The following is a 15,834-nucleotide window of genomic DNA, read 5'->3' as shown; positions in this document are numbered from 1 at the left end:
ACAATCTAATTGGAAGTTTTATTGGGGTTACCTGGATTGCTTGGATTGCTTTGTGGCCCTGAGGGATTGTCCGGTTTAGTTTGTTCTTTAAGTAAATCTTTACTGCGAATAGTATTCAAGGTTTTGGAATCAATGGGTTGACCCTTCTGGTCAAGCGGAATTACCTCTGGGTTATCCCAGGAGCCTTGTACTAAATAGTCGGACTGTAGGTTTCTGTTAATTTGGCTGGTAATCAGATACTGTCCAACCAGCGCACCAAGCCCTACGATAGGGTTGATAGCAAATGCAGCTAAAGAGCCGGCTGTGGCATCAATCGTTGGAAAGATTGTGACGCGCAGATCCTGTGTTTTCTTGGGGATATCGATTTGTCCAGTCATGGCAACTCTTGCTTGATCTAGACCCATCGTGAATTGCTTGGTTTGCGCCACTCCAGCATTGATATCAAAAGAGGCATCAATAGTATTAAACGGAGTGCCTTTAGTGACAATGTTACCTAGACTGCCTTTAAGATCCAAGGTGGCAAACTTAAATAAACTCTGCAAACTAAGAACGTCAAGGAGTTTTGCTCCGCTAGTATTAACTTCTATAAGGCGACCTTTCTCTAAATGTAAGGTTGCCTTACCGGCTAGTGTTTCATATTGAGGGATAAATGGAGAGCCATCCCAATCAGCATTGATTGCCAGCTTTCCTTGTCCCCCCTCAACCGATTTGTGATCAGTCCAATGACCAATAATTTGGCCGGCATCTTTAATATCTAGATCGATATTTAAATTTGTGTGTGTGGGTGTATTTGGCGAACCACCAATCCAACGACCAGTAATAGTTGAGCTACCTTGTGGATTGTTAAATTGAATGGAGTCAATATTGAGGGTGTTGCCCGTGGTTCTGGTTTTAATTCTTACCTGACCAAGCTGGGCTTTATCCCAATCAAAATCATCAATGGTTAAATCAATACTGGGAATAGATTCTGGCTGAATCTTATTTTTAGGCGCCGGAGTTTTTTGAGTTTGCTGTATTGGGGTTGAAGTGGGCGCAGCAATTACTGCTTCAGGAATCTTCAGGCGCACAAGTTTTCCGCTAATCAAGTCGTTGCCCTGAACTTGATTGGCAGGCTGGTATTGAATATTGCCGGCAATTTGAGGGGATCCCCGCAAACGTAGTTGCCAGGAAGAATTTTTATTGGTTGCTGCCAAATTTAAGTCCTGCCAGATACGATCAAATAAGGTCAGCTGCTTAATCTGGGCAGAAACTTGGATGCTGTTTGTAGCAGTGGAGTTAGGCGTGGATTTATTGTTGGCTTGACTTCCCAAGAATTCTTTCCAAGCATCTAAATTCAACTCATTACTGACGAGGTTTAGGGCAAAGCCTTGCTGAGGGGGTGTAGCAGGAGCTCCGATGCCTACAGCATGACGAAGGGTATCGTCGTCAGTAATTTCACCTTGAATGAAATAGGCGTCTCCGATTTTCCCATCCCAAGTAAGGCGGCGTGAATTTGCTTTTGTTTTAGCAAATGTTTTGAGATTGATTTGGCCAAACATTAAAGCCCCAGCCTGTTTTTTCAAGGGGGCAGGGGCCGAGCTACCCCAGTCGCGCATATCAATCTTTAGGTTAGTTTCACTATTACCCTTAGTAAATTTAATGATGCCGTCATATCTAGCTACGCCCCTCATCGCCTGCAGGATTGGAAATGCCTGCATTGAACTATCTTTTGCAAAGTAATTTTTGATAAAGTTTGCCGAAATATTGCCGGAAATGTTGTAGCTTTGATTGGCCTGATTTGAGGTCGCGCTTGAGATCTTGACATCACCACCAAGGAACTGAGCGGTGATATCTTCAAATTCTGGATTCACTTCGGTAATCCGAATTTTGCCCTTGAGATTCTCAAAAGGGGGCATGTCAGCCCATTGCACTCGGTTACCAGGAAAGCTTAATTGAACATCTGTGTTGGCCTCAAGACCTCCGGACAGTGGAATTTTCATGCCAAGATTGAGCTTGGTAGGGCCTGCTATTTTTAAGTTACGCTCAAGCTCAACCTGTTTTTTACCTACTGGCGAGGCAAAGAGGTAGTCCAATAGTTGTGATGCTTCGCCTTGCGCCTCGCCGTTTACTATCAGCATTAGTTGCTTTGCGCTAACGCTTGGAATTTCGGCATGAAACTTACTCAGCGCAACTTGTTTATAACTCGCTTGATCAATGTCAACGGTAAAGTTGGCATTCTGCATATTAATAGCGCCATTGACTTTATTGAATGCAGGCCAAACACCCTGCGCTGTTGCGGTAGAGGGTACTGGGCTAAAGGTAGCGCCATTAATAGGCAGGTTGAGAGTGAACTCTCCTGAGCCTACTTTAGAGAAGGGCACTTCATTGGGATCACCCTTAATGTGCAAACTTCCTTTATTGATAGTTCCTGCATCAAAGGCCTTGCTTAAATAAGTTTTAGCCTCGGCGCCCATGCCGACTGGTAAATAGCGATAAGCTGTTTTTAGATTGGCTTGTGCAAAGTCCATATCTAAGGTCATGAAGTCAGGTTTTTTAGCTTCGCCAATAATGTAATTCAAATTGAGTGTTGTCGAAATCTCGGGGTTGCTAAGCGCCAACTGCTTAGCATTAATCACCCAATTCCCTTTTTGTTTTGACCAGGAAATTTGGCCAGCAGCTTTATTTAGATTTATTTTGGGATCAACCAGTAAGTTGCTGATTTCCACTCCTAAATTGGCGGATTCTATCGAGAAAGTTCCCTTGCTTTGGTCTGCAGTAAGAAATCCCGATAAATTGGAAACGGAAGGCATCGATTTATTAAAGCCAACAAAACCAACGTTCACTAATTTTCCGCTGACAGAAAAGTCTAGCTTACTTGATTTAAACCATCCACCAGGAATATTGAGTGCTGATAACGCAGATTTACTCTCAGACCATTTGATATCTAGATCTTGTAGCTCACCATCTGCTTGTGATGCTTTGATCCATTGGTGAACTTTTTTTGACAGCGGTAAATTCATTGCAAAAAGCGCAACATCCTCTACCAAAATCTTGGGCGATGAAAATCCAAATTCCTTAATTTCTCCATCTGCAGCAGGCGGTCTCCAGCGGAAAGTCATCGGACTGAGATGATCTAGTGGAGTAGTTTTTGGACTATCAATATCTCGCCACGCAAAAGTCTTAGTAGTCACTGCGATAAGCCCATCGACTGTCTCTTGAGTGAGGTTGGTTTCCAATCTTCCCAGGGCAATTGCATCCTCATTCTTGGAAAGCTGCACTGTTAAGTTGTCAGCAGCAAGATAAATGTCTCCACCATCTGGCTTGCCATTATCAATTTTTAATTTCCCATTAGAGCTGAGCACACCTTCTAAAGTGCTTAATGGTAGAGAAAAATCATTGCCAATTTGGCCAAGTTGAAGCGCGTTTAAATTCCAAGAGATGGTTCCAATCCAATCTCGCCAATTACCCGCTTGGCCGCCGATGTGATGAACTAAGTCAATATCAATTAAGAGCGGCCCTTTATTCCATGGGGTCGTCGTACTTAGCGAGCCTTTGTGACTACGGATGCCATTGCTAAGTGTGAGACTTTGAATGTCTACCGAAGTGCTCGCCTTTTTTTTAAATTGATCATCCCAAAAAAACTTGACGTCATTCACACGAATTTCATTTTGAGCAAAGAGCCAATTCTCAGCTGAATAGTCATTGGGTTTGCCATCAATTGAGATTCCGGCAATGGTGACAACGCCTTTAGTATTGCGTTGCGCATGAATTTCAGCGCCTTCAAAATTTAACTCATGAAAGTAGGGCGCAAGATGATAAAAAGAGGACCAACTTAATTGACCATTAATCTTTTGTATGAATAAAAGTGGTTTTGTTTTTTCTGGACCATTAAAGCGCAGGCCATCGATTTCAAAATTAGGTCTAATGCCAGTCCAGGAAACACGTAGAGAATCCATCGAAACATCGGTGCCGATTCGAGCGCTAATCAGTCTTTCAACCGATTCTTTGGATTTCTCAATTTGTGGCCAAAGAACAAAACGAACGCCTACATGCCCAAGTACAAAAATGGCCAAAACAATGCCAGCCAAAATCAGGGCACGCTTACGCCAAGCCCGACTCGAACCTTCAGTACGTTTGGCTATTGCGCTCTTGAGGCGAGGCGGAATAATGTTTTGCAGCATGCCCTCTATTATCCGTCAGCCTTGGCTTGATCGCCAAGCTTCTGGACTGGGGTTTTCAAGGTCAGATTAAGATGAGGGGATGAATGATTTTTCCTATCAAATTGATTTTTTGGAGCGGCATTCGACTTATGCTCGACGCTGGCTAAGCGCGCGTCCTGATTGGATGGAGTGGCTCCGCTCACAGGGGCAAAAAAAGGTTGATTTGCAAGGCATCAGGCAGCTGCTAGAAGAGTGTCATGTAAGACCTTCATCAGCTGAGCAGGACGAGGCTGAGTGGATGGCTAATTTGCGCTTAGCAAGACAACGTTTGATGTTGTGGGTCGCTTTTCGGGATTTAAATGGTTTTGCTGACTTGCATGAGGTTACCCATGCGCTGAGTCATTTTGCTGAGTTAGCAGTCTCCGCTTCAATTGCTTTTGTTCGGGAAGATCTCAAAAATCGTTTTGGAATACCTTGGAGCAATACGACCCAATCTGAAATGCCTCTCATGGTTGTTGGTATGGGCAAGCTAGGTGGTCTTGAGTTAAACCTCTCTTCAGATATCGATTTAATATTTTTATACGAGCATGAAGGTGACACTACTGGCGGACCAAAGAGTTTGTCTAATCACGAGTGGTTTACTCGTATGGGTAAGCGCTTAATCAAGCTGCTTGCTGAGCACGATGCCAATGGGTTTGTATTCCGGGTTGATATGCGTCTTCGTCCTAATGGAGATTCAGGGCCTTTGGTGTGCAGCTTGGACATGCTCGAGGAATACCTATTGGTCCAAGGTAGGGAGTGGGAGCGCTATGCCTGGATCAAAGGTAGATTGATTGCCCCGTTCCCAGGGTCTCCAAACTTTGCGCATTGCCAGAGAGAGCTTGATCAACTGATTCGCCCCTTTGTGTATCGCAGGCATTTGGACTACGGTGTGATTGCCTCTATTCGTGATCTTCATGCACAAATTCAGGCTGAGGCTGAAAAAAGATCCTCAGGTCATCAGGGGCGTTCACGCGATATTAAATTAGGGCGCGGTGGCATTCGGGAAATTGAATTTCTAGCGCAAATGTTCCAATTAATGAGAGGCGGCACAGACCCGCGCTTTAGAGTGCGTCCTAGTTTAGAGGTACTCGAGCTGATCAAGAATTGCGGCATCCTGCCTGCTGATGAAGTGAAGTCATTGCAAGAAGCTTATATTTTCTTAAGACGTTTAGAACATCGCATTCAAGTTTGGGATGACCAGCAAACCCATTACCTTCCGGATGATGAGGATGCACGCTCACGCTTAGCAATATCGATGCAAGGGCAGAATGCGCAAGTCAATGCATTCATGACTGAATTAGATCGTCACCAAAATCATGTTGCGCAGTTATTTGAAAAAGCTTTTTTACTGGATGATGGCGCCCGCCTCGAAATCGCGCCATTAGCTTTAGGTTGGGTCCCTGATCAAACATTTTTCCCTAACTCATGTGTTCGCTGGCAGGCTTGGGTGGATAGTCCAAAACAAAAATTGTTGCCAGAAAAAAGCCGCTTAATTTTTGATAATTTAATGTGTAAGGCTGCGGAGCGCCTGCAGGGGGATGGATCCATCTCAGCGCACGCCGATCAAACGCTGTTACGTTTTTTTGACTTAATTGAAGCGATCGCTAGGCGCAGTGCCTATCTTTCCATTCTGGCTGAGTACCCAAGGGCTCTGTCAAATGTATTGGATTTGCTGAAGTCATCCCAATGGGGTGCTCAATATTTGACACGCCATCCACATCTTCTGGATTACTTACTGAATTCTCAGGCTGAGAGGGCTTTAATCGAGGATCCGGCAAAGTATTGGAGTGAGGTTCGATCCAATCTCAATATGCAGCTTGATGATGTGATGGCCGAGGGCGATGGTTCTGAGCAAGCAATGGATATTTTGCGCGTGACTCATCACAACGAAACTTTTATTACGCTCTTAACCGATCTCGGGATTGGTGTTCAGCAAGCGCTGCCGGTGGAGCGGGTAAGTGATCATTTATCGGCGCTCGCAGATTTAATTCTGCAGACCACCTTTGAGCGTATCTGGCCTAGCGTAGTAAAGAAGTTCGATTTACCTGCCGATACCAACCCACCATTCGCCATTATTTCTTATGGAAAACTAGGCGGTAAAGAGCTGGGATATGCCTCGGACTTAGACATTATTTTTTTGTACCAGGCAGATGAGGCTGATTATGCGGCACAAGAAATCTATGCTCTTTTAGCAAAGCGAATGATTAATTGGCTCACTGCATTTACCTCTACTGGCAGCTTATTTGAGATTGATACTCGTCTTCGCCCTAATGGGTCTGCCGGCTTTTTAGTGACGAATGCAGAGGCCTTTAAAAAGTATCAACTTCGCGAAGGTGATAATGCTGCTTGGGTTTGGGAGCATCAGGCTCTGACTCGGGCACGCTTCTCAGCTGGCAATCCAATAGTGGGTTCATTCTTTGACGCTGTTCGCTCTGAAGTATTAAGTCAGTCAAGAAATATTGAGCAGCTCCGCTCCGAAATTTTAGAGATGCGACGCAAAGTCCATGCAGGCCATCCCAATGTCAACCCTGCATTTGATTTAAAGCATGATGCTGGCGGGATGGTGGATATTGAATTTATTGTGCAGTTCTTGGTTCTTGCCTATGCCCATCAACATCCAAAATTGATTGGTAATCTCGGCAATATTGCCTTATTGCAGATTGCTGGTGAGATGGGTTTAATAACTCCAGAAGCTGCGCAATCTGTTGGCAATGCTTATCGCTTATTGAGGGCACGCCAACATCGATTGCGTTTGGATGGCGCAGAAAAAACGCGCGTCGACCTTGAGCAGGAATCTGAATTCATCGCAGCTAGAGATGCTGTGCAAGCCCTTTGGATGGAAATATTTAAAGCGCCCTCTAATGTGAGCTAGAAGACCTTGTGACTTGATGTAGTTACTTTAGTTTTGCTCTAACAACTCACGAGCATGACGGCGGGTGGTATCAGTAATAGTCGCGCCGCCAAGCATTCTGGCGACTTCTTCAACTCGCTCTGCTCTACCCAAGACTTGCACTTGGGAAACCGTCTTCTCACCAATTTGTGATTTGCTGATTTTGAAGTGATGATTGCCTTGGGCAGCCACCTGCGGTAAATGGGTCACACATAGGATTTGGTGGGATTGGCCCAGTTGATGTAATAGCTTACCCACGGTTTCAGCAACCGCTCCACCAATGCCAGCATCAACCTCGTCAAATATGAGGGTCGGAGTGAATGAGGCTTTGCTGGTGATAACGCTGATGGCTAAACTAATGCGAGCTAACTCACCGCCGGAAGCTACTTTTGCAAGTGAGCGAGGTGTGCTGCCGGCATGGCCTGCCACTAGGAATTCAATTTGTTCTAAGCCATGTGATCCACCTTCATTCAGTGGTATCAGGGCAATCTCCAAACGACCGCCAGCCATGGATAAATCTTGCATGGCGCTTGTTACTAAATCACCCAGCTCTTTTGCGGCCTTGCTACGCTTCTGAGTCAGTTGTTTTGCTAGTTTTAAATAAGTCGCTTCTTCTTGCTTTACTTGATCGCGCAGTGCCTCAATATTTTGAGAGGCTGTTAGGGCATCAAGCCTTTCTGCTGTATCCAGAAGAAGCTTTGGTAGCTCATCAGTTTCAGTGCGGTATTTGCGAGCTGCACTATGTAATGCTTGCATGCGCTCTTCCACTTGTGCAAGTCGAGCTGGATCTAGGTCTATTTTTTGTAGGTAGCGATTTAGTCCATGAATCGCCTCATCTAGCTGAATACTTGCTGACTCAAGTGATTGGCTAATGTCGCTAAGGCTGGAGTCGTGCTCTGCAAGTGCGCTGATATTTCCGCACACCTTAGATAGGGTAGATTCTAGGGAATTATCAGCTTCACTCAAAAGATCGACCGCTTCTTGGCAGCCGCCAATGAGTTTTGCTCCATTCGCTAAGCGAGCGTGCTCACTTTGAATAGTTGCCCATTCACCTTCTTGCGGGGAAAGCTCAGTGAGTTCTTCCAATTGCCACTGTAGACGCTCACGTTCGCGCTCTACATCTTGCCCTGCATTTTCTGCCTGCTCTAGTCGACGACGAGAATCTGCAAGTGTTTTGAATGCTTTTGCTACATCGGAAGCAATGGGAATTAATCCTGCATGACTATCGAGGAGTTCTCTTTGAGCACCGCCCTTGAGTAAGAGTTGATGAGCATGCTGACCATGAATATCTACTAATTGATCGCCGGCTTCACGCAGTTGCGTCAAAGTAGCAACACTGCCATTAATAAAGGCGCGACTACGACCATTGGCTTCGACAGTTCTCTTGAGTACCAAGCTTTGACCATCGTCCTCTTGTGGAAAGCCTTGCTCATCAAGCCATTTGCCCAACTCTTTAGACTGGTCTAGCTCAATGCGAAAGAGGGCGGAGATTTCTGCTCGGTTACAGCCCTCTCGTATTTGGCTGCTATCGGCGCGCTCACCAAGTGCCAAGCTAAGGGCATCTAAGAGGATAGATTTACCCGCACCCGTTTCGCCTGTAAGTACGGTAAATCCGCTGGTGAGATCTAGCTCTAGCTGATCAACAATGACGAAGTCACGAAGTGAGATGGTTTGAAGCATGTATTAGCGTAGCAAAAAACTCGACATCAGAATGTCGATGGGTACTCATTCCAGTGCAGCTTCTCGCGCAAGGTTTTGTAGTCGCTATGACTGCGCGGGTGCAAAAGAGTAATCGTTTTTTCAGATTGGCGAACTTCAATCTTGTCACCCGTTTGTAAATCCGTTTGTGATTGCATATCAAAATTGACAATGACTTCTCGCCCGTCAACTACCTCAATAACGGTGACAGAGTCTTGTGGCAAGACAATTGGACGGTTGGAGAGCGAGTGAGGCGCAATCGGCGCTAGCAAAATGCCAGCAACACGGGGATGCAAAATGGGTCCGCCAGCTGAGAGGGCGTAAGCGGTCGAGCCGGTTGGGGTCGACACAATTAAACCATCGGATCGTTGGTTGTACATAAAAGAGCCATTGACGTGAACCGCTAATTCCACCATCCCGGAAATTCCGGAGCGATTTACGACCACATCATTTAGCGCTAATGCACGATTAATTTCTTTGCCTTTACGTAATACAACCGCATCAAGCAATGTGCGAGCATCCGCTTCGTATTCACCAGCAATAATTTTTGGCAGAGTATCTTGTACCGACTGAATAGGAATATCGGTCATATAGCCCAGACGCCCCATATTGATGCCAACCAGCGGCACATTGCTTCCCGCCAGCTGACGACCAATTCCTAGCATCGTGCCATCACCCCCAAGAACTACGACCAAATCAATTGCTCCAGCAAAGGCTTCTGCAGTTTTAGTGGGGAATTCTTTGAGACCCAAGTGCTGGGCTGTAGCCGCCTCCAGAAATACCTCGCAACCCAGGCCTTTAACCAGTGCAGCGAGGTCCTTGAGGTGCTCATCAATGCCCTCAGCATGGAATTTGCCGACAAGCGCAACCCGGCTAAATGCCTTCTTGGTGGAATTTGGGGATGGGCTTAACATATAACGATTAAACCATAGGCATAAAATCCCTTCCACCATGGATGAACGTTCCCGCGCCCTTCTCAAAACCCTCATCGAGCGCTATATCGAGGAGGGACAGCCTATTGGCTCCCGCACTCTCTCTAGGTATTCGGGCTTAGACCTCTCAGCAGCCACCATCCGTAATGTCATGGCGGATTTGGAGGATATGGGCCTAGTGACCAGCCCTCATACCTCTGCTGGCCGTATTCCTACGCCAAGAGGCTATCGTTTATTCGTGGATACCATGGTGACAGTGCGCCCTTTGGAGGAAGTGGCTGCCCGCGAGGTTGAAAAAGGTCTCTTGCCGGATTCCCCGCAGCGAGTCATGACCTCGGCGGCACAGATTTTGTCGAACTTGACCCATTTCGCTGGGGTAGTGATGACCCCGAAGCGTGCCCAGGTTTTTAAGCATATTGAGTTTTTGCGCTTAGGCGAAGGCAAGATCTTATTAATTATGGTGACGCCAGAAGGTGATGTGCAGAATCGCATATTGCCGACCACACAAGATTACACGCCAAGTCAACTCATTGAGGCAGGCAACTTTATCAACACCCATTTTGCTGGTAAAAGTTTTGATCAAGTGCGACTGCATTTGAAATCCGACTTGGATAATTTGCGCACAGATATTTCTGGACTAATGGCTTTAGCTCTTCAAAGTGGCGTTGCTGATTACGACATGAGTCGTGGCGATATGGTGTTGTCTGGAGAGCGCCGCTTGCTAAATGTCGGAGATTTAAGTTCTAACTTAGATAAGTTACGCAAGATGTTTGACATGTTGGAGCAAAAATCAGTGCTGATGCAATTGCTTGATGTATCCAGTCATGCCGACGGTATTCAGATATTTATTGGGGGTGAGAGCGACTTATTGCCATACGAGGATCTAGCTGTGATCAGCGCCCCATATAGCGTTGATGGGCAGATAGTGGGTACGCTTGGTGTCATTGGGCCAACGCGTATGGCCTATGACAGAGTGATTCCCATTGTCGATATCACCTCAAAATTATTGTCCGGGGCGCTGAGTTCCTAATCCTCGATCTATACCTATTAATTAACTAGAGACAAACATCTTGAATCCAAACCCGCATTTACGCGCATCCAAAACTGCAGTCTTAGTATTGAACTTGGGAACGCCGTCAGCCCCAACAGCAAAAGCAGTACGCGCTTATTTAAAAGAATTTCTATCCGATCCTCGCGTAGTAGAAATTCCAAGAATTATTTGGTGGTGCATTTTGAATGGCATTATTTTGCCAATTCGTAGTAGTGCCTCAGCAAAAAAATATGCTTCTATTTGGTTGCCAAAATTGGGTTCACCTTTAATGCATTACTCCCGTCTTCAGACAAAAGAACTGGGTGATAAATTTGCAAATGAGGGTCACACGGTCTTAGTTGATTTGGCGATGCGTTATGGGCAACCCTCTACCCAGTCTGCCCTTGAGGGCCTTAAGGCGCAAGGCATGGAGCGTTTATTAGTGCTACCTTTGTATCCTCAATATTCAGCTACCACTACAGCATCTAGCTTCGATGAAGTCTTTCGTGTTTTGAGTACTTGGCGAGATCAACCTGAATTGCGCTTGGTAAAGCACTATCACGACAACCCTTCCTATATTGCCGCGTTGCGCGATCAAGTGTTGAGTAGCTGGGATAAAGATGGGCGCCCTGACTTTGCTAAAGGCGATCGCTTTGTAATGTCATTTCACGGATTACCAAAACGCAATTTGATGAAGGGTGACCCTTACCATTGTGAGTGCCTAAAAACTGGACGTCTGCTTGGGGAGTCTCTTGGTTTAGAACCGGGTCAATACCTTGTTACTTTCCAATCTCGCTTTGGTAAAGCCGAGTGGTTGAAACCTTACACAGCTCCAACGATTGAAAAGCTAGCTAAAGAAGGTTGTCAACGCATGGATATTTTTTGCCCAGGATTTCCGGCGGATTGTTTGGAGACGCTTGAGGAGATTGCTATGGAAGCCCACGAAATCTTCTTGGAGCATGGCGGTAAGGACTATCGCTACATTCCCTGCTTGAACAGCAACCCTAAGTGGATTGAGGCTTTGAGCGATATCGCCCATCATCATTTACAGGGCTGGTCTTTGGGGACGGAGTCAGAGGCAGAGTTAGCTAAGCGCGCTGAAAGAGCCGAGTTGGCCGAAAGAGCAAAGTCTTGAAATTATATTAATCGACCCCATATCACAAAGTAATAGCCATCTTTAAAGAAAAGTAAAATAGCGTCCATGACACAAGAAAATCAAAACCCATCTCCAGAACAAGAGAATCTAGCAGCTGAGCCAGCTGCCGAAACTGCAGCAGAAACGCCAGCCGTAAAAACGCCTGAGCAAGAAATTGCAGATCTCAATCAAAAGATTGGCGAGCTTCAAGATAATTTTTTACGTGCAAAAGCAGAGGGTGAAAATATTCGTCGTCGCGCTGTAGAGGATATTGCCAAGGCCCATAAATTCGCCATCGAAAGTTTTGCTGAGCATTTAGTGCCAGTGACCGATAGTCTCTATGCAGCATTGAGTACTGATGCTGGTGACGCCAAGGCATTTAAAGAAGGTCTAGAGATCACTCTTAAGCAATTGCTCTCAGCCTTTGAAAAAGGTCGTATGACCGAAATTAACCCTGCGGTTGGGGATAAATTTGACCCCCATCACCACCAGGCGATTGCTTCGGTGCCATCTGAGCAAGAGCCAAATACCGTGGTTTCAGTTCTGCAGCGTGGCTATACCGTGGCAGATCGGGTCCTCAGACCTGCTTTGGTGACGGTTAGCGCCCCTAAATAAATAGAAAATTGGGGTAAAACCCCAAAAAAGGCATAAAAAAGGCAGATTTCTGCCTTTTTTGCTATTCAGGCTCTTGAAATCGCTTTTTTAGACCCCACTTACTGGGTATCGAAATATTCATTAGTACAACAAACAATTTAATTTTTTGGAGCAATTATGGGAAAGATTATCGGTATCGACTTAGGAACCACAAATTCATGTGTTTCAGTCGTTGAAAACAATGCACCTAAGGTTGTCGAAAACGCAGAAGGCGCTCGCACAACTCCATCCATCATCGCTTACGTTGAAGACGGCGAAGTATTGGTTGGTGCGCCTGCAAAACGTCAATCAGTGACGAATCCTAAAAACACCATCTACGCAGTGAAGCGTTTGATGGGTCGTAAATTTACAGATCCTGAAGTGCAAAAAGACATTAGCTTGATGCCTTATTCAATTATTGCCGCTGATAACGGCGATGCTTGGGTTGAAGCGCGCGACAAGAAGATGGCACCACAACAAGTGTCCGCTGAAATTTTGCGCAAGATGAAAAAGACTGCTGAAGATTATCTAGGCGAAGAAGTGACTGAAGCAGTGATTACTGTTCCTGCTTACTTTAACGATAGCCAGCGCCAGGCTACTAAAGATGCTGGCCGTATTGCTGGCTTGGATGTAAAGCGCATCATCAACGAGCCTACTGCTGCTGCATTGGCTTTTGGTTTGGATAAGCAGGATAAAGCAGATCGCAAGATCGCTGTGTATGACTTGGGTGGTGGTACATTCGACGTATCCATCATCGAGATTGCCAACGTTGACGGCGAGAAGCAATTTGAAGTGCTCTCAACCAACGGCGACACATTCTTGGGTGGTGAAGACTTTGACCAACGCATCATTGACTGGATCATTGCTGAGTTCAAGAAAGAACAAGGCGTTGATTTGAGTAAAGACGTATTGGCATTGCAGCGCTTAAAAGATGCGGCTGAAAAAGCCAAGATCGAATTGTCATCTGCACAACAAACAGAAATCAATTTGCCATACGTGACAGCTGACGCTAGCGGTCCTAAGCATTTGAATTTGAAGTTGACCCGCGCCAAGCTGGAGTCTTTGGTAGAAGAGTTGATCAAGCGAACAGCTGGTCCTTGCTTGACTGCCATTAAAGATGCTGGTGTAAACGTAGCAGATATCGACGATGTTATTTTGGTCGGCGGTCAAACCCGTATGCCTGCAGTTCAGGATAAGGTAAAAGAAATCTTTGGTAAAGAGCCTCGTAAAGACGTTAACCCAGATGAAGCAGTTGCTGTTGGTGCGGCAATTCAAGGTTCCGTATTGTCTGGCGATCGTAAAGACGTATTGCTCTTGGACGTTACCCCATTGTCATTGGGTATCGAAACTCTTGGCGGCGTAATGACCAAGATGATTCCGAAGAACACAACCATTCCTACTAAGCATTCACAGGTTTACTCCACTGCGGAAGATAACCAGCCTGCTGTAACCATTAAGTGCTTCCAAGGTGAGCGTGAGATGGCTGCTGCTAACAAATTGCTCGGTGAATTTAATCTCGAAGGTATTGCTCCGGCACAACGCGGTATGCCACAAATTGAAGTGACCTTTGACATCGATGCCAACGGTATCTTGCACGTAACTGCAAAAGATAAAACAACTGGTAAAGAGAACAAGATCACCATCAAGGCAAACTCTGGCTTGACCGAGGAAGAGATTCAACGCATGGTGAAAGATGCTGAAGCCAACGCCGCTGAAGATAAGAAAGCATTAGAACTGGTTACTGCCCGCAATACTGCCGATGCATTGGCTCACTCAACCAAGAAGGCTTTGGAAGAGCATGGCGCTAGCTTAGAAGCTGCTGAGAAAGAAGCGATTGAAGCAGCCCTCAAGGACTTGGATGAAGCTATTAAAGGTAGCGACAAAGAAGCGATTGAAGCAAAAACAGAAGCATTGGGTAAAGCAAGTCAGAAGTTGGGCGAAAAAGTTATGGCTGCTGAGCAAGCTAAAGCAGGTGGCGCTGCTGCTGGTGCAGCTCCAGGCGGCGCAGCTCCTGGCCAAGCTCCTGATGCAGATGTTGTTGATGCGGATTTCAAAGAGGTTGATGACAAGAAGTAATTCTGAAATCAGACATTCATTGACGTAGTTTTGATGTACTTAAATAACAAGTCGGCCTCGTGCCGACTTGTGCCATTCAGGTTGTTGAGAGGAATAGGCCGTGCCTAAAAGTAAACGCGATTTTTATGAAGTGCTTGGTGTAGCAAAAGGTGCCAGTGATGATGAGCTGAAAAAGGCTTATCGAAAGATGGCGATGAAGCATCATCCAGATCGCAATCCCGATAGCAAAACGGCTGAAGCCCAATTTAAAGAAGTTAAGGAAGCATATGAAACCTTAACCGATCCCAATAAGCGCGCTGCTTATGACCAATATGGTCATGCTGGTGTTGATCCTTCTATGGGCGGTGGTTTTGGCGGCGGCGGATTTGGTGGTGGCGGTTTTGCTGATGCGTTTGGAGATATCTTTGGAGATATCTTTGGGCAAGGCGGCGGTCGCCAGTCTGGTCCACAAGTCTATAAAGGCGCTGATCTGCGCTACAACATGGACATTACCCTTGAGCAAGCAGCTGAGGGGCATACAACCCAAATTCGCGTTCCAAGCTGGAGCAATTGCAAACCATGTCATGGCACTGGCGCTGAGCCAGGAACGAAAGCAGAAACATGCACAACCTGCGGTGGGCATGGTCAGGTGCGCGTTCAACAAGGCTTCTTCTCTATGCAACAAACTTGCCCTAAGTGCCGCGGCACAGGCGAGTACATTCCGAAGCCCTGTAAAACTTGTCATGGCACTGGAAAACACAAAGAACAAAAAACACTCGAAATCAAAATACCAGCAGGTATCGATGATGGCATGCGTGTGCGTTCTGTTGGTAACGGCGAGCCAGGCATTAACGGCGGACCTTCTGGCGATCTGTATGTAGAAGTGCGAGTCAAACCCCATAAGGTTTTTGAACGTGATGGTAGTGATTTGCACGTACAAATGCCTATCTCCTTTGCAACCGCAACCATCGGCGGAGAAATAGAAGTGCCTACGCTTGCAGGGCGCGTTGAGTTTCCAATTCCCGAAGGTACCCAAACTGGTAAGACATTCCGTTTGCGTAACAAAGGCATTAAAGGCTTGCGCTCAACCTTGGTGGGTGATCTTTTCGTTCATGTATTGGTGGAGACTCCGGTAAAGCTGACTGATGAGCAAAAGAAATTGCTGCAGAAGTTTGATGACAGCCTGAAATCCGGCGGTGACAAACATAGCCCTCAGCAAAAGGGTTGGTTTGACGGCGTAAAGAGTTTCTTTAGTTAATAACTAGTGTGTGGGCTGGCAG

The 15,834-nt window shown here is 46.1% G+C and carries 9 protein-coding genes; 6 read left to right on the top strand and 3 right to left on the bottom strand.

The genetic code is table 11. The features are described from left to right. Positions 1–5: 5 nt before the first annotated feature. Complete coding sequence (locus PKF022_RS08210; RefSeq protein WP_281776545.1) at positions 6–4,160, bottom strand: YhdP family protein; 4,155 nt, start codon at positions 4,158–4,160, stop codon at positions 6–8. Between the two features lie 79 nt (positions 4,161–4,239). On the opposite strand from PKF022_RS08210, the gene glnE reads away from it, so the two are divergent. Continuing rightward, positions 4,240–7,053: a bifunctional [glutamate--ammonia ligase]-adenylyl-L-tyrosine phosphorylase/[glutamate--ammonia-ligase] adenylyltransferase gene (gene glnE / locus PKF022_RS08205; RefSeq protein ID WP_281776544.1), complete on the top strand. Its 2,814-nt coding sequence runs from the start codon at positions 4,240–4,242 to the stop codon at positions 7,051–7,053. A gap of 27 nt (positions 7,054–7,080) precedes the next feature. Here the strand turns inward: glnE and recN are convergent, their stop codons facing one another. Together recN and PKF022_RS08195 are read right to left on the bottom strand one after the other, a co-directional pair. Beyond that, positions 7,081–8,751 (bottom strand): DNA repair protein RecN, encoded by a 1,671-nt coding sequence (recN, locus tag PKF022_RS08200; RefSeq protein ID WP_281776543.1) that lies wholly within the window; start codon positions 8,749–8,751, stop codon positions 7,081–7,083. A 26-nt stretch (positions 8,752–8,777) separates the two neighbouring features. Then, positions 8,778–9,683, bottom strand: coding sequence for an NAD kinase (locus PKF022_RS08195; RefSeq protein ID WP_281776542.1), 906 nt, complete (start codon positions 9,681–9,683; stop codon positions 8,778–8,780). Between the two features lie 37 nt (positions 9,684–9,720). On the opposite strand from PKF022_RS08195, the gene hrcA reads away from it, so the two are divergent. The 5 genes from hrcA to dnaJ all read left to right on the top strand — a co-directional run bounded on the left by hrcA (position 9,721) and on the right by dnaJ (position 15,812). Further along, positions 9,721–10,731, top strand: a complete 1,011-nt coding sequence (hrcA, locus tag PKF022_RS08190) for a heat-inducible transcriptional repressor HrcA (protein ID WP_281776541.1) — start codon at positions 9,721–9,723, stop codon at positions 10,729–10,731. A 40-nt stretch (positions 10,732–10,771) separates the two neighbouring features. Beyond that, on the top strand, positions 10,772–11,866 hold the full coding sequence (gene hemH / locus PKF022_RS08185; protein WP_281776540.1) for a ferrochelatase: 1,095 nt from the start codon (positions 10,772–10,774) through the stop codon (positions 11,864–11,866). A 66-nt stretch (positions 11,867–11,932) separates the two neighbouring features. Continuing rightward, entirely contained in the window at positions 11,933–12,481 is a 549-nt protein-coding gene (gene grpE, locus PKF022_RS08180; RefSeq protein WP_216230822.1) for a nucleotide exchange factor GrpE, read from the top strand. Positions 12,482–12,637: 156 nt separating this feature from the next. Then, positions 12,638–14,575, top strand: a complete 1,938-nt coding sequence (gene dnaK, locus PKF022_RS08175) for a molecular chaperone DnaK (protein ID WP_281776539.1) — start codon at positions 12,638–12,640, stop codon at positions 14,573–14,575. 100 nt (positions 14,576–14,675) lie between these two features. Next, the gene (gene dnaJ / locus PKF022_RS08170; RefSeq protein ID WP_281776538.1) at positions 14,676–15,812 is read left to right on the top strand and encodes a molecular chaperone DnaJ; all 1,137 of its coding nucleotides are present in this window, start codon (positions 14,676–14,678) and stop codon (positions 15,810–15,812) included. The last annotated feature ends 22 nt before the right edge of the window (positions 15,813–15,834 follow it).

The sequence above is a fragment of the Polynucleobacter sp. KF022 genome, assembly GCF_027924105.1.
Classification (GTDB): domain Bacteria; phylum Pseudomonadota; class Gammaproteobacteria; order Burkholderiales; family Burkholderiaceae; genus Polynucleobacter.
The sequence above is the reverse complement of the archived record's forward strand: the minus strand, read 5'-3'. Positions and strand labels throughout refer to the sequence as shown.